The sequence below is a fragment of the Lactococcus taiwanensis genome (assembly GCF_014905395.1).
Classification (GTDB): domain Bacteria; phylum Bacillota; class Bacilli; order Lactobacillales; family Streptococcaceae; genus Lactococcus; species Lactococcus taiwanensis.
Genome location: NZ_BNDT01000005.1, coordinates 125,640 through 149,086, shown reverse-complemented (window position 1 = coordinate 149,086; position 23,447 = coordinate 125,640). Strand labels below are relative to the sequence as shown.

Genomic DNA, 23,447 nt, shown 5'->3' with positions numbered 1-23,447 from the left:
AAAAAATGGCTCAAATTAAAATTACATTGGTAAACTCACCAATCGGCCGTATCCCTGCTCAACGCAAAACTGTTAAAGCACTCGGTCTTGGTAAACTCAATAGCTCAGTAGTAAAAGAAGGAACACCTGCTATTCTTGGTATGGTTAATTCTATTTCTCACTTGGTTAAAGTTGAAAAAGAAGCATAAGCAATAGTTTATAAAAAAACACTTCTCATTTTTAGGAGTGTTTTTCTTATAAGGAAACAACTTGTAATTTGAGAAAAAAAATAGTAAAATAGTAAGGTCTCTATTTGAGATGAAAAATTAATATTATTAGAGTACCGGCGAGTTTATTTTCTACGTTCCTTACATAGGAAATCGGCGATAAGCAAGGTACAAAATAAGGAGAAAAAATGGAACTTCATTCATTGAAAGCTGCTGAAGGCAGCCGTAAAGTACGTAATCGTGTAGGTCGTGGTACATCATCAGGTAACGGTAAAACATCTGGTCGTGGTCAAAAAGGTCAAAAAGCTCGTTCAGGTGGCGGAGTTCGTCCTGGTTTTGAAGGTGGACAAACAGAATTGTTCCGTCGCATGCCAAAACGTGGTTTCTTGAATGTTAACAAGAAAGAATATGCAATTGTTAACCTTGAAACATTAAACCGCCTTGAAGATGGCGCAGACGTAACAGCTGAAACTCTTGTAGCTGCTAAAATCGTTAAAGATGTTAAATCAGGCGTTAAAGTTCTTGCGAACGGCGAATTGACAGTTAAAAATCTTAAAGTTAAAGTTGCTAAAGTATCTGCTGCTGCAAAAGCTGCAATCGAAGCTGCTGGTGGTTCTGTAGAAGAAGCATAATTTTTCACATTTCAATTAGCGGTTGATGATTCAGCCGCTTATTGTCTATTTATAAGTAAAACGCTTTAAGGAGGTTTTATGTTTTTTAAAACGCTTAAGGAAGCCTTTAAGGTAAAGGACGTCCGAGCAAGAATCCTCTTTACGATTTTCATTCTTTTTGTTTTCCGCTTAGGTGCCCATATTACTGTACCGGGTGTCAACGTCCAAAACTTAACAGAAATTAGTAACTTACCATTTTTGAATATGATGAATTTGGTCTCTGGTAATGCCATGCAAAACTATTCGCTCTTTGCGATGGGGGTATCACCTTATATTACGGCCTCTATCATTGTTCAGCTTTTACAGATGGATATCTTACCTAAGTTTGTCGAGTGGTCGAAACAAGGAGAAATTGGACGTCGTAAGCTGAATCAGGCTACACGTTATATTACCTTGGTATTGGCGATGGCGCAATCTATAGGGATTACTGCCGGGTTCCAAGCGATGAGCTCACTTAACATTGTTCAAAATCCAAATTGGCAAAGTTACTTGATGATTGGTGCAATTTTGACAACCGGTTCTATGGTGGTTACCTGGATGGGTGAGCAGATTAATGAAAAAGGTTTTGGATCTGGTGTATCTGTCATTATCTTTGCTGGGATTGTCTCAGGTATTCCCTCAGCTGTACAGTCGGTTTACACTGAAAAATTCCAAAATGTCCGTCCGTCTGAGTTGCCTATGTCTTGGCTCTTTGTAATCGGACTCGTTCTGGTTGCTACGATTATTATTTATCTCACCACATTCGTCCAACAAGCAGAACGCAAAGTACCTATTCAATACACTAAATTGACTCAAGGTGCTCCAACAAGTTCTTATTTACCACTTCGCGTCAACCCAGCTGGTGTAATTCCAGTCATCTTCGCAGGTTCAATTACCACAGCGCCAGCAACTATTTTGCAGTTCTTACAAAGAGCGCAAGGAAGTAATGTTGGTTGGTTATCTAAACTACAAGAGGCTTTATCTTACACCACATGGACAGGAATGCTTTTCTACGCGCTCCTGATTATCCTCTTTACCTTCTTTTATTCTTTCGTTCAGGTTAATCCAGAAAAGATGGCTGAGAATCTACAAAAACAAGGTTCTTATATCCCTTCTGTACGACCAGGTAAAGCTACGGAAAAATATGTTTCACGTCTCTTGATGCGCCTTGCTACTGTAGGTTCCCTTTTCTTGGGATTGATTTCAATTATTCCAATCGCAGCACAAAATATTTGGGGGCTTCCAAAAATTGTTGCTTTGGGAGGGACTTCCCTTTTAATCCTTATCCAAGTAGCTATCCAAGCGGTAAAACAATTGGAAGGATATTTATTGAAACGTAAATATACTGGGTTTATGGACAATCCACTTGAAATTAAATAAAATCTTGCCTCAGGCAAGGTTTTTCTTTATTTTTTCTAAAAAATACGCTAAAATAGTGTAGTAAAATCACAAAGGATATCTGCAAATTACTGACAGCTCTGTCAGTAAATTATAAAACAAAATCAGGAGAAAAAAATGAATTTATTAATTATGGGGCTTCCAGGAGCTGGTAAAGGCACTCAAGCTGAGTTTATCGTTAAAAATTATGGAGTGAATCACATTTCAACAGGTGACATGTTCCGTGCCGCAATGAAAAATGAAACTGAAATGGGTAAACTTGCTAAATCTTTCATCGATAAAGGTGAACTCGTGCCTGATGAAGTAACGAACGGAATTGTTAAAGAGCGTTTGGCTCAAGATGATATCAAAGGATCAGGCTTCTTGCTTGATGGATACCCACGTACGATTGATCAAGCGCATGCACTTGATACCATGCTTGAAGAACTTGGAATTAAACTTGATGCTGTTGTAAATATCGTTGTTAACCCAGATATTTTGGTTGACCGTTTAAGTGGCCGTTATATCTGCCGTAACTGCGGTGCAACTTATCACAAAATCTTTAACCCTACTAAAGTTGAAGGTACTTGTGATGTTTGTGGTAGCCATGACCTTTACCAACGTGCGGATGATGTTCCAGAAACAGTTAAAAATCGTTTGGATGTCAACATTAAAGAATCAGCTCCAATTATTGAGCACTATACTGAGCTTGGCCTTGTCAAAAATATTGAAGGTGAACAAGAAATTAGCCAAGTGACAGAAGCTATTAAAAAAGTTTTAGGCTAATAAATAAAAACCTCTTTGAGAGGTTTTTTTAAGATGCAAAGATGAAAAATAATAACTGTTCAGTGAGATCAGTTATTATTTTTTATGAAACACCCGAAAACATTGCCATGAAGCTTTTTTATATGAAAAATTTCTCCGAAAAAGGGTCGAGGCTAGAAAAAACAAGGCTTTTTTGAAAGAAAGACTTGCATTTATAGCTGAAAAGTGCTAAAATACATAAGTCCGACTTTTAGATATATTTATATCTTTCGGGGAATTTTTAAGGAGGTGCTTTTGCTTGGCAAAAGATGATGTAATTGAAGTAGACGGCAAAGTCGTTGATACAATGCCGAATGCGATGTTCACTGTTGAACTCGAAAATGGTCACCAAGTCTTGGCGACGATTTCAGGAAAAATTCGTAAGAATTATATCCGTATCTTGCCTGGAGACAAGGTTCAAGTTGAACTCTCACCATACGATTTGACACGCGGACGAATTACTTACCGCTTTAAGTAATCCGGACATTCATTGGGTGCAACGTATGCACAGTAACCTATAGAAAGGAAGACACAATGAAAGTAAGACCATCAGTTAAACCAATCTGCGAATACTGTAAAGTGATTCGTCGTAACGGTCGTGTAATGGTAATTTGCCCTGTAAATCCAAAACACAAACAACGTCAGGGATAGAAAGGAAATAGAAAAATATGGCTCGTTTTGCTGGAGTTGATATTCCAAACGAAAAACGTATCGTTATTTCATTGACATACGTTTACGGTGTTGGACTTCAAACATCTAAGAAAGTACTTGCAGCTGCAGGTGTTTCAGAAGATATCCGTACAAAAGATTTGACATCAGATCAAGAAGATGCAATTCGTCGTGAACTTGATGGACTCAAACTCGAAGGAGATTTGCGTCGTGAAGTTTCACTTAACATCAAGCGTTTGATGGAAATCGGTTCTTACCGTGGTATGCGTCACCGTCGTGGACTTCCTACACGTGGACAAAACACTAAGAACAACGCTCGTACACGTAAAGGTCCTGCTAAATCAATCGCAGGTAAGAAAAAATAATTAGATAGAAAGGAGTTAAAATGCCAAAAATTACACGTAAACGTCGTGTTAAAAAGAATATTGAATCAGGTATCGTTCATATCCAATCAACATTCAACAACACAATCGTTATGATCACAGACGTTCATGGTAACGCCCTTGCTTGGTCATCAGCTGGTGCACTTGGTTTCAAAGGTTCTAAAAAATCTACACCATTCGCCGCTCAAATGGCTTCAGAAGCTGCTGCTAAAGCTGCTCAAGAACAAGGTTTGAAAACTGTATCAGTTACTGTTAAAGGTCCTGGTTCAGGTCGTGAATCAGCTATCCGCGCACTCGCTGCAGCTGGTCTTAATGTAACATCTATCAGTGATGTGACTCCTGTACCTCACAATGGTGCACGTCCTCCAAAACGTCGTCGTGTATAATTAGTCACTCTTGTCACTAATCACTTTTCGCTTTAGAGGAGAACATACATGATTGAGTTTGAAAAACCAAAAATTACTAAATTTGACGAATCAGAAAATTACGGTAAATTCGTTGTTGAACCACTTGAACGTGGTTATGGTACAACTTTAGGTAACTCTCTGCGTCGCGTCCTTTTGTCATCACTTCCTGGTGCTGCTGTGACTTCAATTCAAATTGAAGGTGTTCAACACGAATTCGCAACAATCCCTGGCGTACGTGAAGATGTCATCCAAATCGTTCTTGCGGTTAAAGGAATTGCCATCAAATCATACGTAGAGTCTGAAAAACAAATTGAACTTGACGTTACTGGTCCTATGGATGTTACTGCTGGTGATATCTTAACAGATAGCGACATTGAAATTGTCAACAAAGACCATTACTTGTTCTCTATTGCTGAAGGTCACTCAATGCGTGCTGTAATGACTGTTAAAAAAGGATACGGCTATGTTCCGGCTGATGAAAATAAAGTCGATGGAGCGCCAATTGGCACAATTGCTGTAGACTCAATTTACACACCAGTAAGCAAAGTGAATTATCAAGTAGAACCTGCCCGTGTTGGTGGTGACTCTAGCTACGATAAATTAACACTTGAAATCATTACTAATGGTACCATCGTCGCTGATGAAGCTTTGTCACTCTCAGCTAAAATTTTGACAGACCACTTGAACTTGTTCGTTGATCTTTCAGAAGTTGCTGCTGAGGCTGAAACACTTGTTGTTAAAGACGAAGTGAAAACAGAACGTGTGCTCGATAAAATTATTGAAGAAATGGACTTCTCAGTTCGTGCTTACAATGGTTTGAAACGTGCTGGTATCAATACTGTTGCTGATATTGTTGAGATGAGCGAAGCTGACATGATTAAAGTCAAAAACCTCGGTCACAAATCAGTAGAAGAAGTCAAAGTTAAATTGACTGAATTGGGACTTTCCCTTAAAAAAAGAAAATAATACAGGAGGAAAAAAATGAGCAATCGTAAACTCGGACGTACATCTTCACAACGTAAAGCTATGCTTCGTGATTTGACTACTGACTTGATCATCAACGAGACTATCGTTACAACTGAAGCGCGCGCTAAAGAAGTTCGTCGTACAGTAGAAAAAATGATTACGCTTGGTAAAAAAGGTGATCTTTCAGCTCGTCGTGCAGCAGCTGCTTACGTACGTAATGAAATCGCAATTAAAGATTTCAACGAAGAAACTGAAACTTTCCCAACTGCCCTTCAAAAATTGTTCAACGATCTTGCTAAACGCTACGAAGGACGTAACGGTGGTTACACTCGTATCCTTAAAGTAGAACCACGTCGTGGTGATGCTGCGCCTATGGCAATCATTGAATTGGTTTAATTCGGCAATTAAATAAAATAACCTGAGTGTTATGATGTTGGCGTTGTGTTGATGTCGCAAGTTTTTGCGGAGTAGCATTGCTTAGTCTAGCTCTGTCCACTTAATATTTTTCTAAGAAGGACCACTCATGGTTTTTTTTTATCCCCAAAATCAGCTGATCCATTTATCAGCTGTTTTTTGTTTTCTAATTATTTTCTAATATCGTTTCTCAGTTTTGGGTCTTTATGAGATAATTATTATAAAATCATATCAAATGGAGGATAAAATGAAATCTTACAGAAGAAAGCTGATACAATTTACCGCAGCTTTATCCTTAATTGCTCCCTTATTCTTAGATACTGCGGGTATTTTGTTAAATGGGCAGGGCAATGCGTCAATGCTAGCAGACACCAGTGTTATTGGCCCCAATTATGCGACGGGAGAAGAACGCGCCCATCCTAATAACAGCTGGTCACAGGCGGGTCAGGATGATGTGATCAATCACACAGGGAATACCTCGGATGGTCTTAATGATTTTGTAGCAAGCCCAGGTATAGCAAGTGAGAAAAGTGATTTTATAAATAACTATATCACTTATAGTAATGGAGCCTATGCGATTCGACAATTTGCACAAGAGACGTCAACACCTGGACTTTATGATGTTTATACGAATATTCGTGGTAATCAGACTGTGGATGTGCGTCCGATGAGTATCGTATTGGTGTCTGATCATTCCTCTTCCATGGCAGATAACAATAAAATGGCACTTTTGGATGCAGCGATTGAAAATTTTGCCGACACCTTATCGAATTATGTCCGAACGAATCGGATTGATCCAGACCGTATTCGTATTGGACATGCGGCTTATGGTAACGGCGTTTATACCACAGGGGCAAGGTATGTTCCACTGGGCAATTATTCCACAGATCAGACCAATCTTTTAAAAAATGCTACTCCAGTTGCACCTGAGGCTAACCAAGGAACTTTTACGCAAGCAGGACTCCGTCAAGCTGATGCGATGTTGGAAGCAGAAGATGCTGACCGCAAGAAAATTGTTATCCTTCTTACGGATGGTGTACCAACGCTAGCTAACCGCATTACTGGAGCTACAGATAACAACGGTAACAATACGATTGATGTGAATGAAGTCACGTCGACCACAACAGAGTCGCAAGCTTATTTACAAGGTTATACTACTGCAGGACAAACGGCAAATAACTTTGGAAATTCTGCTACAACAGCTCCAGCAGACTTGATAGGACGTCCAATTGATGGGGCAGGGACTCAGCCTGGGATTACACCACGGCATGTACAAGGGACAATGTCTGGTCCAACTTATAACAGTGTCTTTCCTGCTACAACATTTTCGGCTAAAAATTTGGAAAATAAGGGCATCGAAGTCCATGGTATTGGTATTGCCATCAATGCTGGAACCGCTGGGGGCAACGTATCAAGTGGTGGGAATACGGCCAGCTACCCAGGGTTTAGCCTTGCTGAAATTGAAAACTACATGCGTGAGTTGACCTATAATGCTAGCTACTATCAGAATGTTTATGCAGCAAGTGACTTAACTACTTATCTTAACCAAACACTTTTACAACTTTTTGATACTGTTCGTAATGGTACAGCCCAAATCAAAATTGGTGAGCACTTCACTTATACTGGTGCTAGTACGTTGCCAGTTGATTACTTTGTAAATGGGCAAGCATCCAACCTGCAAACCTATGAAGCAACTTATGACAATAGCGTGATTCGACTTAATAATCTTGACCTTGGGCTTGGACAGGAAGTGCAAATTCACCATCAAGTGCATCTTCAGACGGAACGCACAGACTTTTCACCAGACACTTGGCGTTTTATCTCTGATCCAGTTGCAACTTATTTTATTCCTAACCCAGCAATCAGCACTACAGAGCTGCCATTTGCTGTACCAGCCGGACGAGCAGTAGGTACAACCATTGACTTGACTAAGATTTGGGAAGACATATCTGCTGAAAATGCAAGTCGTCCTGAGCACATTGAACTTGAAATTCAACGCTCAACTCCTGTGGACGAGAGCAGTTGGCAAACCGCCAACTATCTCCTCACAGGGCGTGTCGAGGATAATAAGTGGACGGCTACAAAGCTTGATAGCTTGACCCTCGAGGGTGGCGAAGCCAAAGTCGCTTTACCCCTATTTAATAATAATGGTGAGTACTTTACTTATAAGATTGTCAGAGAAAATGGTGCTGATGCTTACTCTTCTAGTATTAGCCAAGATGGCAAAACCGTTACCAATACCGAACGCTGGAAGTTTGAGGTAATCAAGCAGTCCAATGAAGGTATTTCCCCTGCTGGCGCTGTTTTCGAGTTGAAAACTGCGGATGGCACTATAGTCAATACGGGAATAAGTCGTGCAGACGGTCTTGTGCTTTGGGAAGACGCGGCCTTTCGATTTAGTAAGGATACGACTTACCATTTGATAGAAACGACTGCCCTGCCTGCGCATAATGTCGCTGGCCCTTGGACAATTGCGGTTAGTGATGACAACACGATTTCCATGAATGCTGATAATGAAAATGATGAAGAGAGTGTCTACATTACCACTAAAGATGAGCAATCAGCAACTTTCAAAGTGACTCTGGTCAATCATCGCGATGTTACGCGACTTCAGGGGGTAAAAACATGGCGCGGTGACGAGGGGAAAGAACAGTTTCGGCCAGCTACTATTACCGTCCAACTTTTTCAAAATGATGAATTACTCCGGCAAGTTGAAGTTGCAGCACCAAAACGTGAAGGGGATGAGGCAATTTCGGATACTTGGAGCTACGATTTCGGATTGGTACCAGTCAAAGACCTTGAGGGGAATGCTTATGTTTATACTGTCAAAGAGCTTAATGTGCCCCATTATCTTTCAGTAATCAGTGGACTCAATATAATTAATACTCTAGATTTGAGTAACATTGATCTTGATATTACGAAAATCTGGGAAGATAATGGTAATCGTGCAGGACATCGTCCGGAGCGTATTAGCTTCCAACTTTATCGCGATAATATTGCTTATGGTGAGCCAGTCGAATTAGCTGGCGAGAGATATGCCAACCAGTGGGACTATACGTTTGAAAATCTGCAAGAGTACAAAAATGCTACAGAGAAATATGATTACGAAATTCGCGAGTTAAATGTATCGGAACGCTATACTGACAAGGTGGTCAAAATTGACGAGCAAACGTTCGATATTATCAATACTTTCGTACCTGAATTGACAAAAATTTCTGGACAAAAAATCTGGGATGAGCATACGCCAGAACAATTCATGCCTAGAGAGATAACAATTGAGCTATGGGCCTATCCGACTGATGAAGTTTCAGAAACTGCACCGACGTTGGTAGACACAAAAGTAGTAGCTGCTTCCGACGATTGGAAATATGAATTTGTTGATCTCCCCAAAGAAGATGAGGAAGGGCGTGCGATTAATTACCAAGTGCGTGAAGTCTCATTGGCGAATTTTAGTCCGCAGTACCCTGATAACAATGTAGAGTTGGGACAATTTGACATCAAAAATATTTTTACACCAAATCTGCGCGATATTAGTGTAACCAAGTCTTGGAATGATTACGATAATGCCTTGGCACTACGTCCCGAATCAGTAACGGTGGAGCTTTTACGTGATGATGAAATTTTCTTGACAACCACAGTTACAGCGAGCAATGACTGGACCTACACCTTTGAAAATCTTCCGGTTTATCGCAGTAGTGCTCTTGACGAGTATGTCTATACCATCCGTGAGGTCAATGTACCCTTGGGCTACCAAGAAGGTGATGAGGCTGCAGATGATTTTAATCTGACGAATACGTTAGTAGAAAATAAAGCTGTGACGGGAGATAAAACATGGGTAGGCGACGAGGCAACCAACATTCGTCCAGAAAGTATCACTGTTCAGCTTTGGCGCTATGGCTACAATGCGCTGGGGGAGATTGATCTGTCGACTGCTGAGCCTGTTTTAGATCAAGCTGGTCAGCAACTTTCTGCTGAGGTTTCTGCTTCTACTGATTGGGCGTTCAACTTTGATAATCTCCCCAAATATGACTTTGATGAGCTTACTGACCGTCCGGTCAGAGAAATTTCGTACTTCGTCAGTGAACTATTAGAGGAGAGTGTAACTAGTTCTTACGAAACAACGATTGCCCCTGTTTCTGATTCCCTCTTTGGTAATGGTATTGCGAATCATTTTGCCATTACCAATACTTTAACTGGTTTGCCAATCTTTCTGGAGGTTAATAAGCAAGATGCGGACTTTGGTAACGCCGCTCTACCAGGTGTCAACTTCGTATTGACCTCAACAGAAACCCAGCCACTGATGCCATTTGCCCTGAGTTTTGCCAGTCCATTACTCAATCCGCTGGCAGATAGTGGCACGACGTATCTGCGTTCGGATGCAAACGGTCAATTGCGCAGACTCGCGCCCAATACACTGACGGGAGCGATTGTCACTGGGGATGCGGGTTTGGTGGAACTCGACTATGAGAGTAACTATCAGCTTCTGAAGTTAGGGGCAGTGGGATTGTTTCCAAGTTTTGATCAGATCAGTCAGTGGAGCATCCACACGCCAACTGTCTCCGATGCCATCAATCATATAGCAGATAATGATTGGCAAATCGCTGCTGACAGCCTTGTCAGTACCCCGGATCATCTGATTTTGGCAACGGATGAGCAAGAAGATGTTGTCGCTGCACCTGCTATGGGTCGAAGGGCTTTGATCAGAACCAGTAACATCAACTTGGCACAGCTTAATCCTTACGTCTTATCTTTTGATATTGCCTCAAATGTGACCCACGGATTTTCTATCGAAAAGGTTGATGCGGACACCAATCAGAAGATGGACACACAGTTTCGTTTACGCTGGGTGGAGCGTTGGGATGATGGAGGTAATTTTGCTACAATGTCGCAGCTTGATTTGACAAGTCTCAATCTGCGGGGCACAGGAGAGCAAGCGAGTGAGTATAATGTTGATGCGACAACTGGAGCGACCCTGTCGACCATTGAAGGCGAAAAAACGATTAACAACATGTCACGTGGGAACCTCTACATCATCAGCGAGCCCACCCCGCCCGCAGGTTATCAGAAGTCTGATACAATGATTGTGGCTTATATGGACCAAGCAGCAGCACTATCAGCAGATGGGCGCGTGCAGATTCGTTTGGCTCGTCGTTCCGTTGATCATCCTAATGTTCTTGTCTTTGATGACATGAACAATTTTCCGGAATATCGAGGCTGGACGTCAGATGGTCGTGGGATACGTTTTGCTAACTTTAAAATCGGTCAAAGTCCAGTGCCCGAGTCTGAAAAAAGATTAAGTGGCGGCGCACTCCCGCCTGATAGTAGTGGTGCTAAAACAGGACGATTACCTCGACTTAATAGTACGCTTGAGGTGGTCTTAGCATTACTTGGCTTCGTTTTGTTAATAACCTTGCCGAGTAGAGGTTACTGGTGGAAAAAACTGAAGTAAATTTCTCAAAAAGTCTGCGTAAGCTGGCTTTTTTGAGTTGATTTTTTTTGATATTTTGGTAAAATAATAAAGTACGTTTTACAGAACTGCATGAAGTGGATTCTGGGGCGTTGAAGGATTATTTAAAGCGCCGTTGTAGCTCAGTCGGTAGAGCAGCACCATGGTAAGGTGAAGGTCGACAGTTCGATTCTGTTCAATGGCATTTTATATTTTGCTGATGAAGTCTCCTGAGGGAGACTTTTTTTATTTTCTTGATAGCCGTCAAGACATTGAACGGCCTATTCCTCTAAAATTAAAAGTAAGAAAAATAGAGGGAATAAGAATAATGCTTAAATTTCAAAAAATAGTAGAAGGTCATGCAGGAGGGATAATGGTTTTGTGTGGCACTCTCATTGCTAGTGGCTTTTTTGGACAACTTATGGGATGGAAAAACTTAAGGGGGAGTACGATGTTTATCGCTTCATTGATAGGTTTTATTCCAGTGGTTCTCCATGCTTTTCAAGCGGTACGGGTCAGACAACTTTCAATAGAAGTGTTGGTGTCACTTGCAGTATTGGGCGCTCTAGCTATCGGGGAATACGAAGAATCGGCTATGGTGACCTTCCTCTTTGCTTTGGGGGGATTTTTAGAGAAGAAAACTTTAGAAAAAACGAGGGCATCAATCAAATCCTTAACCCAAATGGCACCCACCGTGGCTTTGCAAGCTTCTGGAAAGGAGGTGGAAATTGAGGCAGTAGAGCTTGGTATGGTGCTGTTGGTTAAAACAGGCGCACAAGTCCCTGTTGATGGGGCTGTGACGGACGGAGAAGGCTTTGTCAATGAAGCATCGATTACAGGAGAAGCAAAACATGTTAAGAAGGCTATCGGAGATAAGGTATTTGCGGGGTCAATTTTGGAAGATGGCACCCTCTATGTGAGCGCGCAGAAAATAGGGGAGGAAACGACCTTTGGTAAGATTATCGAGCTGGTAGAGGAGGCACAGGATGCTAAATCACCCGCTGAAAAATTTATCGATCGTTTTGCAAAGTTCTATACCCCGTTTGTTCTCTTGCTCTCTCTAATGCTTCTCTTTTGGAGTCAAGATCTTAAGCTTGCGATTACGCTCCTGGTTTTAGGATGCCCGGGGGCGCTTGTAATAGGTGCTCCGGTTTCGAACGTTGCAGCTATTGGAAATGGTGCTAAAAACGGTGTCTTGATTAAAGGAGGAGAAGTGATGAATACTTTTCATCAGGTGGACACACTCCTTTTGGATAAGACAGGTACATTAACTAAAGGAAACACCCAAGTCGTGGCGGTAAAAGATTATGGGGCTACCAAAGCTCTACTTAGACGTGTTGTTCTAGCTGAACGTCAATCAGATCATCCATTAGCTAAAGCAATACTAAAAGCTATTGATCAAACGACTCTCGCTTTTACTGACCAGGCTGTCAGTAATCTTACAGTGACCAAAGTCATCAAAGGTCAAGGACTTATTGCGCAGGAGTTAGTGATTGGTAATGAAAAGCTACTGACAGAACAGAAAGTTTTACTGACAGAAGAACAAAAAAAGGATTTGCTTAGGCTGCAAGCACAAGGCGCGTCAACCGTATTAGTCGCTTTTGAGGGCGTCTTAAAAATAATCTACGCTATTGCTGATGAGTTACGCCCAGAGGCAAAAACTGCGCTTAGGCAGCTTAAGAAGTTAGGCATTTCCCAAATTATGATGTTGACAGGCGATAATGAGGAAACTGCTAAGGCGATCGCAGCACAATTGGAGATTGACAAAGTTCAGGCGGGACTTTTACCAGAACAAAAAGTTGAAGTGCTCCAAGAGCTCCAGAAGCAGGGAAAACGGGTGGCGTTTATAGGAGATGGGATCAACGATGCACCAAGTCTAGCCCAAGCAGATATCGGTATTGCGATGGGATCAGGAACAGATGTGGCAATTGAAACTTCAGATGTGGTACTGATGACTTCTTCCTTTTCGGAGCTGGTGCATGCCTATGCGCTATCAAAGAAGGCTGTGGTGAATATGAGAGAAAACATTGCTGCAGCAATTGGTGTCGTATTATTTTTATTAATGGGATTGGTTCTCGGAGGGACAGGCCTCATTGGACAATTTGTCACGATGAGTACAGGGATGTTTGTTCATGAAGGGTCGATCTTGGCGGTCATCTTCAATGCAATGCGTTTAATCCCTTTTCATAAAAAATAAAAAGTAAAAGCTACTGACAGATTGGTCAGTAGCTTTTTTTGTAAACCTCGAACTGATGATGAAGCATTATTTTAAAAAAGAAGTATAATAAAAAGTAAGAGCTTTTACAAGGAGGTGAGGAGGATGTTAGAACAAAATTTCAAAAAAATGATAGACGAAGCCATGAGCACCGGACAAGCAACTTATCAGGCTTGGCAGGTAGATTTTGTGGACAACGAGTTGATTATTGCTCACAATGGCGGAAATTGCGCACGCTTTATCATTCAGGGTTGGCAAAAAGGCGAACTTATCTATAGCGGGATATGTACTGCGACTGAGCGCCCGATTTTGGATGAAATCACACTCTATATGTTAGGCGTGGAAAATTAGAATAGGCCAGCGCTCTCAGAGCTGGCTTTTTACTTTGAGCCTTTTTTGTTTGAAGCCTACTTTTTCTTGATAGCAATCAAGGATTTGAGAGGGTGAGTGTCCTATAATAAAAGAATCAAAAGCGCACGGCGCGCATAGGAGGAACATAATGACTAAAGTAACAATGAAGTTAGAGGACTTGACTTGTCCATCCTGTATGGCAAAAATTGAAGGGGCAATGCTAAAAACGAAGGGTGTTCGTTGTGTCAAGGTACTTTTCAACGCCTCAAAAGTCAAAGCAGAATTTGAGGAAGAACTTGTCAGTGCTGATCAATTGGTCAGCAAAATTGAAAAGCTGGGCTATCCAGTTTTATCTAGCAAAACAGCCGCGATGTGAGCAAAATATACTGACACTACTATCCGTGGCAACGTAGAGGCATCATGGCAGATGAGCCATTGAGTAAAAATTTTCCAAGCCTTATTATTAAGTTTAGCAAATCAAGAGGAAAGGTGATTTTCGACTAGTCAATTAGTGCTCTAATCAGTAACAAAAGCCAACAAAGGGTTGAAATTATGATAAAATAAAAGGAGAAAAAATCCTTTAAACTAAAAAATTAGCGGTATGTCCGCTTTTTTGTTACATTTCAAAAAAATTATCGTATAAATAATTAGGAGGAAAAATGGCAAAGAAAAAATCATCCTTTGTTTGTCAAAATTGTGGCTATAAATCTGCTAAATATCTCGGGCGTTGTCCAAATTGTGGAGAATGGTCCTCTTTTGTTGAAGAGGTCGAAGTTCAAGAGGTCAAGAATCAGCGGGTTTCAATGAGTGGTGAGCGTTCAAAACCAATGAAACTAGATGAAGTAGAACTCTTTGAAACGCCCCGAGTTGAGACCGATCTAGATGAATTCAATCGAGTCTTGGGAGGAGGGGTCGTTCCTGGCTCACTCGTCCTAATTGGTGGAGATCCGGGGATTGGGAAATCTACACTACTCTTACAAGTTTCAACCCAACTTGCTTCTCGTGGTAGAGTAATGTATGTCAGTGGGGAAGAGTCTGCGCAACAAATCAAATTACGCGCTGAACGTTTAGGGGATATTGATCGAGACTTTTATCTGTATGCCGAAACTAATATGCAATCCATAAGAGCAGAAGTCGAGCGACTAAAACCCAACTTTTTGATTATTGATTCTATACAAACAATCATGTCCCCAGAAATTCAATCTACCCAAGGCTCAGTAAGTCAAGTGCGTGAAGTGACTGGTGAACTGATGCAAATTGCTAAAACTAACGATATTGCTACATTCATTGTTGGGCATGTGACTAAAGAAGGCCAACTTGCTGGACCACGGATGTTAGAACATATGGTGGATACGGTCCTCTATTTCGAAGGAGAACGCAACAACACCTTTCGTATTCTGAGAGCTGTAAAGAATCGTTTTGGTTCTACGAATGAGATTGGTATTTTTGAAATGCAGGGTCACGGTTTAGTTGAGGTGACGAATCCTTCTGAAGTTTTCCTAGAAGAACGACTCGAAGGCTCGACAGGTTCTGCTATTGTCTGTGCTCTAGAAGGGACACGTCCAATTTTAGTAGAAATACAGGCGTTAACCACCCCCACTATGTTTGGCAATGCTAAACGAACCACCTCAGGACTTGATTTTAATCGAGTTAGTTTGATTATGGCCGTGCTTGAGAAACGAACAGGATTACTTTTACAAAATCAGGATGCTTATCTCAAGTCAGCAGGGGGAGTTAAGCTAGATGAGCCTGCAATTGACTTGGCAGTTGCCGTCGCAGTTGCGTCAAGCTACAAAGAATTACCCACGGATGCACGTGAGTGCTTTATTGGAGAGATTGGCCTCACAGGAGAAATCCGACGCGTTACACGTATTGAACAACGACTAAATGAAGCAGCTAAGCTAGGTTTTAAGAAGGTATATGCCCCTAAGAATTCCATTACAGGGATAGCTATTCCGACTTCCATTGAAGTAATTGGAGTAGCTACTCTCAACGAGTGTTTAAAAATGGTGTTTGGGTAAGCCAGTGTTGTCGCTACAATCTTATGATGCTGTCAAGGCAGAGTGACAAGCGCTTTTTTAACATAGCATGCTTTAAACATATGAGAATGGTCTTAAAATTCTCATGTTTATATAAGTAATATTAAAGCCCTGTGTGTTATAATTAACACAGGGCTTTTTGTAAGCCCAACCATTTTTTAAACAGGAGGAAAATTATGCGTCGTTGGATGATTCATCTTATTATGACAGTCATCGGAGCATCATTAGGTGTTGCCGTTGTGCCATCGTTTCTAAAATTATTTGGATGGAACAAAGGAATTTTGCAGTACGAAGTTGTTGACGGTGTTATTGGTGCAATTATTTTTATTATTCTTTCATTTATTTTTGCCGGTTCAATGCTGAATGCGTTGAAAAAAATTGATTCTAAAATTTCAAAAATGAACATGTCGAAAGTCGTTTTCAATGTTATTGGGATAGTGCTAGGACTGCTTGTGGGAGTAATTGGTAGCGTGCCGCTGCGCTTTTTAGATGTACCGATATTAAGTAATGTGATCTCTTTTGTTTTTGTTTTGATCATGATTTATTTAGGTTATGTCCTTTTCGATAAACGAGGAGATGAGATTGCCAAGGTTCTTTTTAGAAAACGTCGTGAGGCTTTAGCCACAGAAAATACCGAACCAGTGGTAAGTCAAACACCTGTAATAGAAAGCAGTATTTTACTTGATACAAGCTCAATTATTGATGGCAGAATATTAGATGTTATTAAAACTGGCTTTATTTCTGATAAAATCATCGTTCCTAACTTTGTGATTTTGGAGTTACAATTAATCTCAGATAGTTCTGATCCTCTTAAACGCGCTAAGGGTCGCCGTGGACTTGATCTGGTTAATGAATTAACTAAGTTTGAAAATGTGGAGATTTCACAAACAGATTTCAAAGAAATCCGAGAAGTCGATACCAAACTGCTCAAATACGCAAGCACTACGGGTTCAAAACTTGTGACGAATGATTTTAATCTTAACAAAGTGGCTGAGATTCAAGGTGTACAAGTTCTTAATATCAATGATCTTGCTAATGCAGTGAAGACACAGCTCGTAGTCGGAGAACATATCAATGTTCAAATCATAAGAGCAGGCTCGGAGCGTCAACAAGGTGTGGCTTACTTACCAGATGGAACAATGATTGTCATTGAGGATGCAGCTAAACTCATAGATAAGACGGTCACCGTTGAGGTTGCTAAAGTGCTGCAAACAAGTGCAGGACGGATGATTTTTGCAGACTTGATCAAAAAGTAAAGAAGAAAACCGATAATTTATCGGTTTTTATCTTAAATGAATTTTGAGTATTGAGGAGTTTAATATGTATTTAAAACGATTTATTCAATTGTTTGTAGTTTTTTTAATTTCTTTAGCTGTTTTTGCTTTGATATTAGAAATGAATTTTGGAAATTATTGGTTAAGATTTGTTTTAGGGCTTATCGTTGCTTATGTTTTTCTTACGTTGCCCCTTGTTCTTTTAACGATTATTAAAAGTAATAAAAAAGCTAACGTTGTTGGTACAAATGCTGTAGAAAATGAACTTGCTTATCTTTTAAAAGACTTTCCAGGCTACCTTGCTTTAAGTGTGACGGATGAAAATTCAAAGAGTTCAACAACGCTTATGAGTTTTATTCAAGCTCAAAAAACGGAAAATGTTTTCTATATGGTTGCAGATAAAAAAGCTTCAAAGATTAGTGATATCAAAAGAAATTCACAAGTGAGTTTTACGACTTGGTTTGATAAGTTGGAAAAAGGAGGGCGCTTATCTTCAAATCGGGTTCATGCAGAAGTCTTAGAAGATGCTGATGCCCGAGAAATTGTGAAAAAAGAAAGCTTAATCCGATCTCTTCATGAAAATGCGGAGAATATGTCAATTATTGCTTTAAGGATTGAATCGGTCCTTTATGAAAATTTTAAAGGTCAAACTAAAGTGATTAATTTTGAAAAATAATTTATTAAAACTGCTTTTTAGCAGTTTTTTTATTTTAATAAAAGGGAGAAATCTTGACACTTTAGCTATATTGTATTACTATATAGATGTAGTTAGCATTACTAAATAGCGGAGGAAAAATGAATCAAATTACAGAAATGTTGAAAGGAGTTCTTGAGGGCTGTGTTTTAGAAATCATTGGTCAAGGGGAAACTTATGGTTATGAAATTACTCAAAAACTGCGAGAACTTGGTTTTGAAGATGTTGTAGAAGGAACGGTATATACGATTACGATGCGTCTTGAAAAGAAAGGGTATGTTGAGATTAGAAAAAAACCTTCAAAACTTGGACCCGCTCGAAAATGGTATCGTTTAAATGAGGCAGGGCAAAACGAGCGAGAAAATTTTTGGAAAAAATGGGCTTTTATTTCAGACAAATTGGAGTTTTTACGTCATCAAAATTTATGGAGTGAGCAGAAGGGAGAAAATCATGGCGGAGCATAGAAATATTGTTGATCGAATGATTGGTCTTGAAGAAAAACGAGAATTTCGCGAATTTGAAAAGCGTGCTCAGCAACTTGGAGAGAATTATTATGAAGACTATAAGGTATTAAAAAAATACATATGGTACTCTGGGGTAACGAAATGGGCAGATTTCAAATTTATTTTTGGACAAGTTCTTGATTTACTTGAAGAAGCTAAAATCCAAGACAAGGAATTAACTGATTTAATTGGTTCAGATGTTGCGGCATTTATTGATGAGATGGTGGATGATACGAGTTGGGAAAAAAAGCAAAAAAATAAACTTAATAAGGAGCTGAAAAATGGTTTTAGATAAAATTAGTGACCTTCTTGCTGAAAAAAAGACTGGCAAGAAATGCAAAATCGAGCTAAAAAATTACCTAAAGATTTTTATCAGGCTTATCGTTCAATTCAAAAATATATGTTCAAAATGGGGGCAACAGATTGGCATATTTTTAAGGATATTATTGAATTATTTGAGTTGGCAGTAGTTGATGGGCGAAGTCCAGCTGAGTTTCTGGGCAATGATGTTGCAACTTTTGCGGACGAATTATTAAGTGATAATAAAGAGGACTGGCGAAATAAGTATCGTCAAGAATTGAATGATTATTTTGCTCAAAAGTAATCAATAGCTTTTACTGATAAGTCTGTCAGTAAAATTGAAAATTGATCAACAAAAAAAAGTTACTGACAGGTTTGTCAGTAACTTTTATCTTTTTAAAATTCTTGAATCATATTGTACCAGATTTCGCCACCAAAGGTGGATGCCGAACGTCCTTCATTAATAAACCCATGTTTTTCATAGTAAGGGATCAAGTAATCATGGCAGGTTAGGCTAATTCCTTGGCGTTTTTTACTGCGTGCTTCTTTTTCTAGAAGTAAGAGTAATTCAGTTGCAATCCCTAAGCTTTGGTATTCAGGATCAACAGAAAGGCTAATCACTTTTTGAAAACCACCTTGTAAAGGATTGGGATCTGAGTGCTCAAAACATTCATCACTGAGGTAGCGGTCTTCTGTGACTGGGCCTGCCACATAACCAACGACTTGACCTTCTTCATTTCGGGCTACAATAAAACTATCAGGGATTCGGTTGATTCGTTCTTCCATAGAAGCGCGAGTAAGAGCTTCGTTTTCAGAGAAATTAACGGATTCAATGTGCATTACTGCATCAATATCAGCAGCTGTCACTCTATCATAAGTAATTTTAGTCATACTCTTATTTTATCATAAAATGTTTTGAAAAATTGTCAAAGATTGTTATCAAAAAAATACAAATTAGTGTTTGGCTTGAGAATTTTTAAGCCAAAGCCATCACAAAAATGAGGAATGCCCAAAGGGTAAACAAAAGAAGAAAGTCGTGTTTTAACTTTCAGTTCTCACTGGATAAGTTTTGACTCATTCACGTGAGCAAGCTGGCCAGAATTGTGGTAAAATAGAAGGGATTGTAAGGTAGCAAGACTACTTAAAACCAAGAAATACACTCAATTGATTTGAGGAAATAATTTTGAGTGAGAAACTGAGGAGAATTGGATTAAATGAATAAAAAAATCCGCGTTCGTTACGCACCATCACCTACAGGACTTCTACACATTGGGAATGCCCGTACAGCCCTGTTTAATTATCTTTTTGCCCGCCATCACGGGGGAGATTTTATCATCCGTATTGAAGATACCGACCGTGAACGCCATGTTGAAGATGGCGAACGTTCACAACTTGAAAACCTTCGTTGGTTGGGAATTGACTGGGATGAAAGCCCTGAAACACATGAAAATTATCGTCAATCAGAACGTTTGCCTTTGTATCAAAAATACATTGATCAGCTGTTAGCTGAAGGAAAAGCCTATTATTCTTATAAAACACCAGAAGAACTTGAAGCTGACCATGCGAAACAAGAAGCAGCAGGAATTCCACCTCATTATATTAATGAATATGCTGGTATGAGCGATGACGAAAAAGCAGCTTATATTGCTGAGCGTAAAGCACAAAATATTAAGCCAGTTGTCCGTATTTCTGTTGACGAAAAAGCCATCTATAAATGGGATGACATCGTTAAAGGTGAGATTGAATTTGAAGGTGGCAATATTGGCGGAGATTGGGTGATCCAAAAACGTGATGGTTACCCTACTTACAACTTTGCTGTGGTTGTTGATGACCATGATATGCAAATTTCCCATGTTATCCGTGGCGATGACCATATTGCCAACACGCCCAAACAATTAGTTGTTTATGATGCTTTGGGCTGGGAAGCGCCTCGCTTTGGTCACATGACTTTGATTATTAATTCTGAAACTGGGAAAAAATTGTCAAAACGTGACACCAATACTCTCCAATTTATCGAAGACTATCGTAAAAAAGGTTACATGTCTGAGGCCATTTTCAACTTCATTGCACTTTTAGGTTGGAATCCTGGTGGCGAAAAAGAAATTTTCTCTCGCGAAGAGTTAATTGAACTTTTTGACGAAAATCGTTTGTCTAAATCACCAGCCGCCTTTGACCAAAAGAAATTGGACTGGATGGACAATGAATACATCAAAAATGCTGATTTTGCTAAAGTATTTGAATTGACAAAACCTTTCCTTGTTGCGGCTAATCGCTTTGATGAACGTGCTGAGGAACTGGTTAAACTTTATCAACCACAAATGAAATCAGCAGATGAAATTGTTGAATTAACAGACCTTTTCTACGGAGATTTCCCAGAATTGACCGATGAAGCGCGTGAAATGTTAGCTGCTGAAACAACCCCATTAGCTTTGAGCACTTTCCGTGCAAAATTGGCTGAACTTCCTGAAAATGATTTTACAGTGGAAAATATTTTCCCACTCTTTAAAGCCACTCAAAAAGAAACAGGTGTGAAAGGTAAAATGCTTTGGATGCCAATTCGTATTGCAGCTTCAGGTTCAATGCATGGTCCAGAATTACCAGAAACAATCGCACTTCTTGGAAAAGAAAAAGTACTGGCTCATTTGGACGCTGCTTTAAAAGCTTAAAAAATAAGAAAAGTATGAAAAGGTACTGACCGTCTGGTCAGTAGCTTTTTTGATGTCTTTTAGCGAACAAAATATTTCGTTAATATTTCGAAGTGTTATAAAATAACGTTAGCACATTGTTCTTAGAAAGGTTAAAGAAAAGATGGAGAAAATGAATTTTAAAAATGTAATTGTGGGGTGGGGCAAAGGAGGAAAAACCTTAGCAAAATTTTTAGCAGAACGTGGGGAATCCGTTGCTGTTATTGAAGTATCCCCCAAAATGTATGGTGGGACTTGTATCAATATCGCCTGTATCCCATCGAAATATTTGATTGTTCGTTCAGAACGAGGGATGGATTTTGCTGACGCAGCGGCGCAGAAGGCGACCTTCATTGCGGGTTTGAACCACAAAAATTATCATAATTTAGCTGATGAAGAATCCGTTACTGTCATTAACGGACGTGCGAGGTTTGTGGCAAACCATGAGCTGGAAGTGACTGCGGGTACAGATAAGGTAAGGGTTGTTGGGGAACGTCTTTTTATCAACACCGGAGCAAAACCAGTGTTACCTGAGCTTTTGGGTTTGGTAGGAAATCCTGACGTATTGACCTCTACGGAACTTTTGGATTTAAAAGAACAGCCCAAAAAACTGGCCATTATTGGTGCAGGCTATATTAGCCTTGAGTTTGCTTCTATGTTTGTCGATTACGGGAGTGAAGTAGCAGTTTTTGATGTAAGAGAAGAATTTTTAGCACGTGAAGATCGTGATCTTGCTGACCGAGTGAAAAGTGATCTTGAAGCAAGAGGGGTAAGTTTTCATGCGCCAGTTGAACTACAGGAGATCAGAGAAAAGACGCTGTTTTACAAGCAAAATGACGCAACCCATCACTTTAAGTTTGATAAACTTCTTGTCGCAACTGGGCGAAAAGCTAATACTGAAAATCTGGGATTGGAGAACACGAGTATTCAATTGAATACACGAGGTGAAATTATTGTCAATGATATTTTGGAAACAACAGCAGCTCAAGTTTGGGCAATCGGTGATGTCCACGGAGGAGCTCAATTCACTTATACCTCTTTGGATGATTTTCGAATTTTAAAAAATCAGCTTTATGGGGATAAAAGTCGACGTCTTTCAGATAGGGGGGCTGTGCCTACCAGTGTCTTTATCCGGCCAACTTTATCAAGTGTTGGCTTGAATGAACAAGTAGCACAAGCTCTTGACAAGCCTTACCGTCTCTTTAAACTGGCCACTTCCTCGATAGTTAAAGCAAATGTTCTGGGAGAGCCCCAAGGTCTACTTAAAGCTTTGGTGGATCCTGAGACAGATGAAATTTTAGGTGCGACGATTTATGCCCCAGAGTCGCATGAGCTGATCAATCTGCTCAGCTTAGCCATCAAGGCAAAAATTCCTTATGGAATGATCCGAGATCAAATTTTCACTCATCCTACTATCTCAGAAGGGCTTAATGATTTGTTTGCTGATGCCAACGAGGTAAAATAGGAAAGCGCAGGATGCTGGCCTTACTGACCAGTCTGTCAGTAAGTTCAATAAAAGTTTCAGCTGACAAATTCCCTTTTTTTACTTATAATATAAAAATGAGAAAAAATATCATTTATCGTACGGCTCTGATTGCAGTGCTTACCGCTTTAGCTTGCGTCTTACGCTTATGGCTTGTCGCCCTTCCCAACGTCAAGCCCATCACGGCTATGTTTTTAGCCTTTGCTTTGGTTTTAGGACTTACTGATAGCTTGTGGATCATGGCGTTGACAATGTTAGCTACGGGTTTAATATTAGGTTTCTCTCCGCTTGTAGCGGGACAAATCATTGTTTATGCACTCATTATTATGCTTTTCAAAAGTCTAGCTCAACTGACCACTAATCTAGGGATTTTATCTTTACTGACGGCGCTGTCAGCACTGCTTTATGGTTGCTTAATCAGTGTTTTTTCGGGACTGCTTTATGGTTTCGGACCAGGAGGCTTTTTGGCTTACTGGTTAGCAGGTTTACCTTTTGATTTGGCACATGCTTTATCGACGTTTATCTTTTTTCCCATTGTGATGTTAATTTTAAAGCAAATAAAAACTCGCCATTGACGAGTTT

At 40.0% G+C, this 23,447-nt stretch carries 24 protein-coding genes and 1 tRNA gene; 24 read left to right on the top strand and 1 reads right to left on the bottom strand.

The genetic code is table 11. From position 1 onward, the window contains the following. Positions 1-5: 5 nt before the first annotated feature. The 21 genes from rpmD to JKP71_RS07355 all read left to right on the top strand — a co-directional run bounded on the left by rpmD (position 6) and on the right by JKP71_RS07355 (position 19,002). Complete coding sequence (gene rpmD, locus JKP71_RS07455; protein WP_075525621.1) at positions 6-188, top strand: 50S ribosomal protein L30; 183 nt, start codon at positions 6-8, stop codon at positions 186-188. A 206-nt stretch (positions 189-394) separates the two neighbouring features. Next, positions 395-838: a 50S ribosomal protein L15 gene (gene rplO, locus JKP71_RS07450; RefSeq protein ID WP_075525622.1), complete on the top strand. Its 444-nt coding sequence runs from the start codon at positions 395-397 to the stop codon at positions 836-838. A 78-nt stretch (positions 839-916) separates the two neighbouring features. Beyond that, entirely contained in the window at positions 917-2,236 is a 1,320-nt protein-coding gene (gene secY / locus JKP71_RS07445) for a preprotein translocase subunit SecY (protein WP_075525623.1), read from the top strand. 135 nt (positions 2,237-2,371) lie between these two features. Next, on the top strand, positions 2,372-3,019 hold the full coding sequence (locus JKP71_RS07440) for an adenylate kinase (protein ID WP_200407568.1): 648 nt from the start codon (positions 2,372-2,374) through the stop codon (positions 3,017-3,019). Between the two features lie 277 nt (positions 3,020-3,296). Then, positions 3,297-3,515 (top strand): translation initiation factor IF-1, encoded by a 219-nt coding sequence (gene infA, locus JKP71_RS07435; protein WP_003130554.1) that lies wholly within the window; start codon positions 3,297-3,299, stop codon positions 3,513-3,515. A gap of 56 nt (positions 3,516-3,571) precedes the next feature. Further along, positions 3,572-3,688 (top strand): 50S ribosomal protein L36, encoded by a 117-nt coding sequence (rpmJ, locus tag JKP71_RS07430; RefSeq protein WP_014024193.1) that lies wholly within the window; start codon positions 3,572-3,574, stop codon positions 3,686-3,688. Positions 3,689-3,705: 17 nt separating this feature from the next. Further along, positions 3,706-4,071, top strand: coding sequence for a 30S ribosomal protein S13 (rpsM, locus tag JKP71_RS07425; RefSeq protein WP_075525625.1), 366 nt, complete (start codon positions 3,706-3,708; stop codon positions 4,069-4,071). Between the two features lie 20 nt (positions 4,072-4,091). Then, positions 4,092-4,475, top strand: a complete 384-nt coding sequence (gene rpsK / locus JKP71_RS07420) for a 30S ribosomal protein S11 (RefSeq protein WP_075525626.1) — start codon at positions 4,092-4,094, stop codon at positions 4,473-4,475. 48 nt (positions 4,476-4,523) lie between these two features. Next, positions 4,524-5,462, top strand: coding sequence for a DNA-directed RNA polymerase subunit alpha (locus JKP71_RS07415; RefSeq protein ID WP_075525627.1), 939 nt, complete (start codon positions 4,524-4,526; stop codon positions 5,460-5,462). Positions 5,463-5,477: 15 nt separating this feature from the next. Then, positions 5,478-5,858, top strand: coding sequence for a 50S ribosomal protein L17 (gene rplQ / locus JKP71_RS07410; RefSeq protein WP_003130558.1), 381 nt, complete (start codon positions 5,478-5,480; stop codon positions 5,856-5,858). A gap of 265 nt (positions 5,859-6,123) precedes the next feature. Next, entirely contained in the window at positions 6,124-11,325 is a 5,202-nt protein-coding gene (locus JKP71_RS07405; protein WP_200407567.1) for a Cna B-type domain-containing protein, read from the top strand. 129 nt (positions 11,326-11,454) lie between these two features. After that, a tRNA-Thr gene (locus tag JKP71_RS07400) sits at positions 11,455-11,527 on the top strand. A gap of 123 nt (positions 11,528-11,650) precedes the next feature. Next, the gene (locus JKP71_RS07395; protein WP_200407566.1) at positions 11,651-13,519 is read left to right on the top strand and encodes a heavy metal translocating P-type ATPase; all 1,869 of its coding nucleotides are present in this window, start codon (positions 11,651-11,653) and stop codon (positions 13,517-13,519) included. 123 nt (positions 13,520-13,642) lie between these two features. Continuing rightward, positions 13,643-13,888: a hypothetical protein gene (locus tag JKP71_RS07390; RefSeq protein WP_075525629.1), complete on the top strand. Its 246-nt coding sequence runs from the start codon at positions 13,643-13,645 to the stop codon at positions 13,886-13,888. A 148-nt stretch (positions 13,889-14,036) separates the two neighbouring features. Then, complete coding sequence (locus JKP71_RS07385) at positions 14,037-14,264, top strand: heavy-metal-associated domain-containing protein (protein ID WP_200407565.1); 228 nt, start codon at positions 14,037-14,039, stop codon at positions 14,262-14,264. Between the two features lie 283 nt (positions 14,265-14,547). Next, the gene (gene radA / locus JKP71_RS07380; protein ID WP_200407564.1) at positions 14,548-15,909 is read left to right on the top strand and encodes a DNA repair protein RadA; all 1,362 of its coding nucleotides are present in this window, start codon (positions 14,548-14,550) and stop codon (positions 15,907-15,909) included. A 194-nt stretch (positions 15,910-16,103) separates the two neighbouring features. Next, entirely contained in the window at positions 16,104-17,183 is a 1,080-nt protein-coding gene (locus tag JKP71_RS07375; protein WP_200407563.1) for a PIN/TRAM domain-containing protein, read from the top strand. 64 nt (positions 17,184-17,247) lie between these two features. After that, entirely contained in the window at positions 17,248-17,877 is a 630-nt protein-coding gene (locus tag JKP71_RS07370; protein WP_200407562.1) for a pyridoxamine 5'-phosphate oxidase family protein, read from the top strand. A gap of 119 nt (positions 17,878-17,996) precedes the next feature. Then, positions 17,997-18,359: a PadR family transcriptional regulator gene (locus JKP71_RS07365; RefSeq protein WP_075525634.1), complete on the top strand. Its 363-nt coding sequence runs from the start codon at positions 17,997-17,999 to the stop codon at positions 18,357-18,359. After that, a complete protein-coding gene (locus tag JKP71_RS07360; RefSeq protein WP_200407561.1) occupies positions 18,346-18,693 on the top strand; it encodes a DUF1048 domain-containing protein in 348 nt (115 codons plus the stop codon). The genes JKP71_RS07365 and JKP71_RS07360 overlap by 14 nt, the downstream gene beginning before the upstream one ends. Before the next feature lie 39 nt (positions 18,694-18,732). Next, the gene (locus JKP71_RS07355; RefSeq protein ID WP_234446116.1) at positions 18,733-19,002 is read left to right on the top strand and encodes a DUF1048 domain-containing protein; all 270 of its coding nucleotides are present in this window, start codon (positions 18,733-18,735) and stop codon (positions 19,000-19,002) included. A 92-nt stretch (positions 19,003-19,094) separates the two neighbouring features. Here JKP71_RS07355 and JKP71_RS07350 read toward each other — a convergent pair whose 3' ends face one another. Beyond that, entirely contained in the window at positions 19,095-19,589 is a 495-nt protein-coding gene (locus JKP71_RS07350) for a GNAT family N-acetyltransferase (protein ID WP_200407560.1), read from the bottom strand. A 323-nt stretch (positions 19,590-19,912) separates the two neighbouring features. Here JKP71_RS07350 and gltX point away from each other — a divergent pair, with 323 nt between their 5' ends. The 3 genes from gltX (at position 19,913) to JKP71_RS07335 (ending at position 23,440) form a co-directional block, all read left to right on the top strand. Continuing rightward, complete coding sequence (gene gltX / locus JKP71_RS07345; RefSeq protein ID WP_200407559.1) at positions 19,913-21,364, top strand: glutamate--tRNA ligase; 1,452 nt, start codon at positions 19,913-19,915, stop codon at positions 21,362-21,364. Between the two features lie 142 nt (positions 21,365-21,506). After that, entirely contained in the window at positions 21,507-22,847 is a 1,341-nt protein-coding gene (locus tag JKP71_RS07340) for an FAD-dependent oxidoreductase (RefSeq protein WP_200407558.1), read from the top strand. Between the two features lie 95 nt (positions 22,848-22,942). Further along, a complete protein-coding gene (locus JKP71_RS07335) occupies positions 22,943-23,440 on the top strand; it encodes an ECF transporter S component (protein WP_200407557.1) in 498 nt (165 codons plus the stop codon). Positions 23,441-23,447: the final 7 nt, after the last annotated feature.

Coding starts and splice junctions, on each gene's coding strand:
- JKP71_RS07440 (WP_200407568.1), top strand. CDS start 2,372: ATGAATTTATTAATTATGGGGCTTCCAGGAGCTGGTAAAGGCACTCAA.
- JKP71_RS07405 (WP_200407567.1), top strand. CDS start 6,124: ATGAAATCTTACAGAAGAAAGCTGATACAATTTACCGCAGCTTTATCC.
- JKP71_RS07385 (WP_200407565.1), top strand. CDS start 14,037: ATGACTAAAGTAACAATGAAGTTAGAGGACTTGACTTGTCCATCCTGT.
- JKP71_RS07340 (WP_200407558.1), top strand. CDS start 21,507: ATGGAGAAAATGAATTTTAAAAATGTAATTGTGGGGTGGGGCAAAGGA.
- rpsM (WP_075525625.1), top strand. CDS start 3,706: ATGGCTCGTTTTGCTGGAGTTGATATTCCAAACGAAAAACGTATCGTT.
- secY (WP_075525623.1), top strand. CDS start 917: ATGTTTTTTAAAACGCTTAAGGAAGCCTTTAAGGTAAAGGACGTCCGA.
- JKP71_RS07335 (WP_200407557.1), top strand. CDS start 22,943: ATGAGAAAAAATATCATTTATCGTACGGCTCTGATTGCAGTGCTTACC.
- JKP71_RS07375 (WP_200407563.1), top strand. CDS start 16,104: ATGCGTCGTTGGATGATTCATCTTATTATGACAGTCATCGGAGCATCA.
- radA (WP_200407564.1), top strand. CDS start 14,548: ATGGCAAAGAAAAAATCATCCTTTGTTTGTCAAAATTGTGGCTATAAA.
- rpmD (WP_075525621.1), top strand. CDS start 6: ATGGCTCAAATTAAAATTACATTGGTAAACTCACCAATCGGCCGTATC.
- JKP71_RS07415 (WP_075525627.1), top strand. CDS start 4,524: ATGATTGAGTTTGAAAAACCAAAAATTACTAAATTTGACGAATCAGAA.
- JKP71_RS07390 (WP_075525629.1), top strand. CDS start 13,643: ATGTTAGAACAAAATTTCAAAAAAATGATAGACGAAGCCATGAGCACC.
- rpsK (WP_075525626.1), top strand. CDS start 4,092: ATGCCAAAAATTACACGTAAACGTCGTGTTAAAAAGAATATTGAATCA.
- gltX (WP_200407559.1), top strand. CDS start 19,913: ATGAATAAAAAAATCCGCGTTCGTTACGCACCATCACCTACAGGACTT.
- JKP71_RS07370 (WP_200407562.1), top strand. CDS start 17,248: ATGTATTTAAAACGATTTATTCAATTGTTTGTAGTTTTTTTAATTTCT.
- JKP71_RS07350 (WP_200407560.1), bottom strand. CDS start 19,589: ATGACTAAAATTACTTATGATAGAGTGACAGCTGCTGATATTGATGCA.
- rpmJ (WP_014024193.1), top strand. CDS start 3,572: ATGAAAGTAAGACCATCAGTTAAACCAATCTGCGAATACTGTAAAGTG.
- JKP71_RS07360 (WP_200407561.1), top strand. CDS start 18,346: ATGGCGGAGCATAGAAATATTGTTGATCGAATGATTGGTCTTGAAGAA.
- JKP71_RS07355 (WP_234446116.1), top strand. CDS start 18,733: ATGCAAAATCGAGCTAAAAAATTACCTAAAGATTTTTATCAGGCTTAT.
- rplO (WP_075525622.1), top strand. CDS start 395: ATGGAACTTCATTCATTGAAAGCTGCTGAAGGCAGCCGTAAAGTACGT.
- rplQ (WP_003130558.1), top strand. CDS start 5,478: ATGAGCAATCGTAAACTCGGACGTACATCTTCACAACGTAAAGCTATG.
- JKP71_RS07365 (WP_075525634.1), top strand. CDS start 17,997: ATGAATCAAATTACAGAAATGTTGAAAGGAGTTCTTGAGGGCTGTGTT.
- JKP71_RS07395 (WP_200407566.1), top strand. CDS start 11,651: ATGCTTAAATTTCAAAAAATAGTAGAAGGTCATGCAGGAGGGATAATG.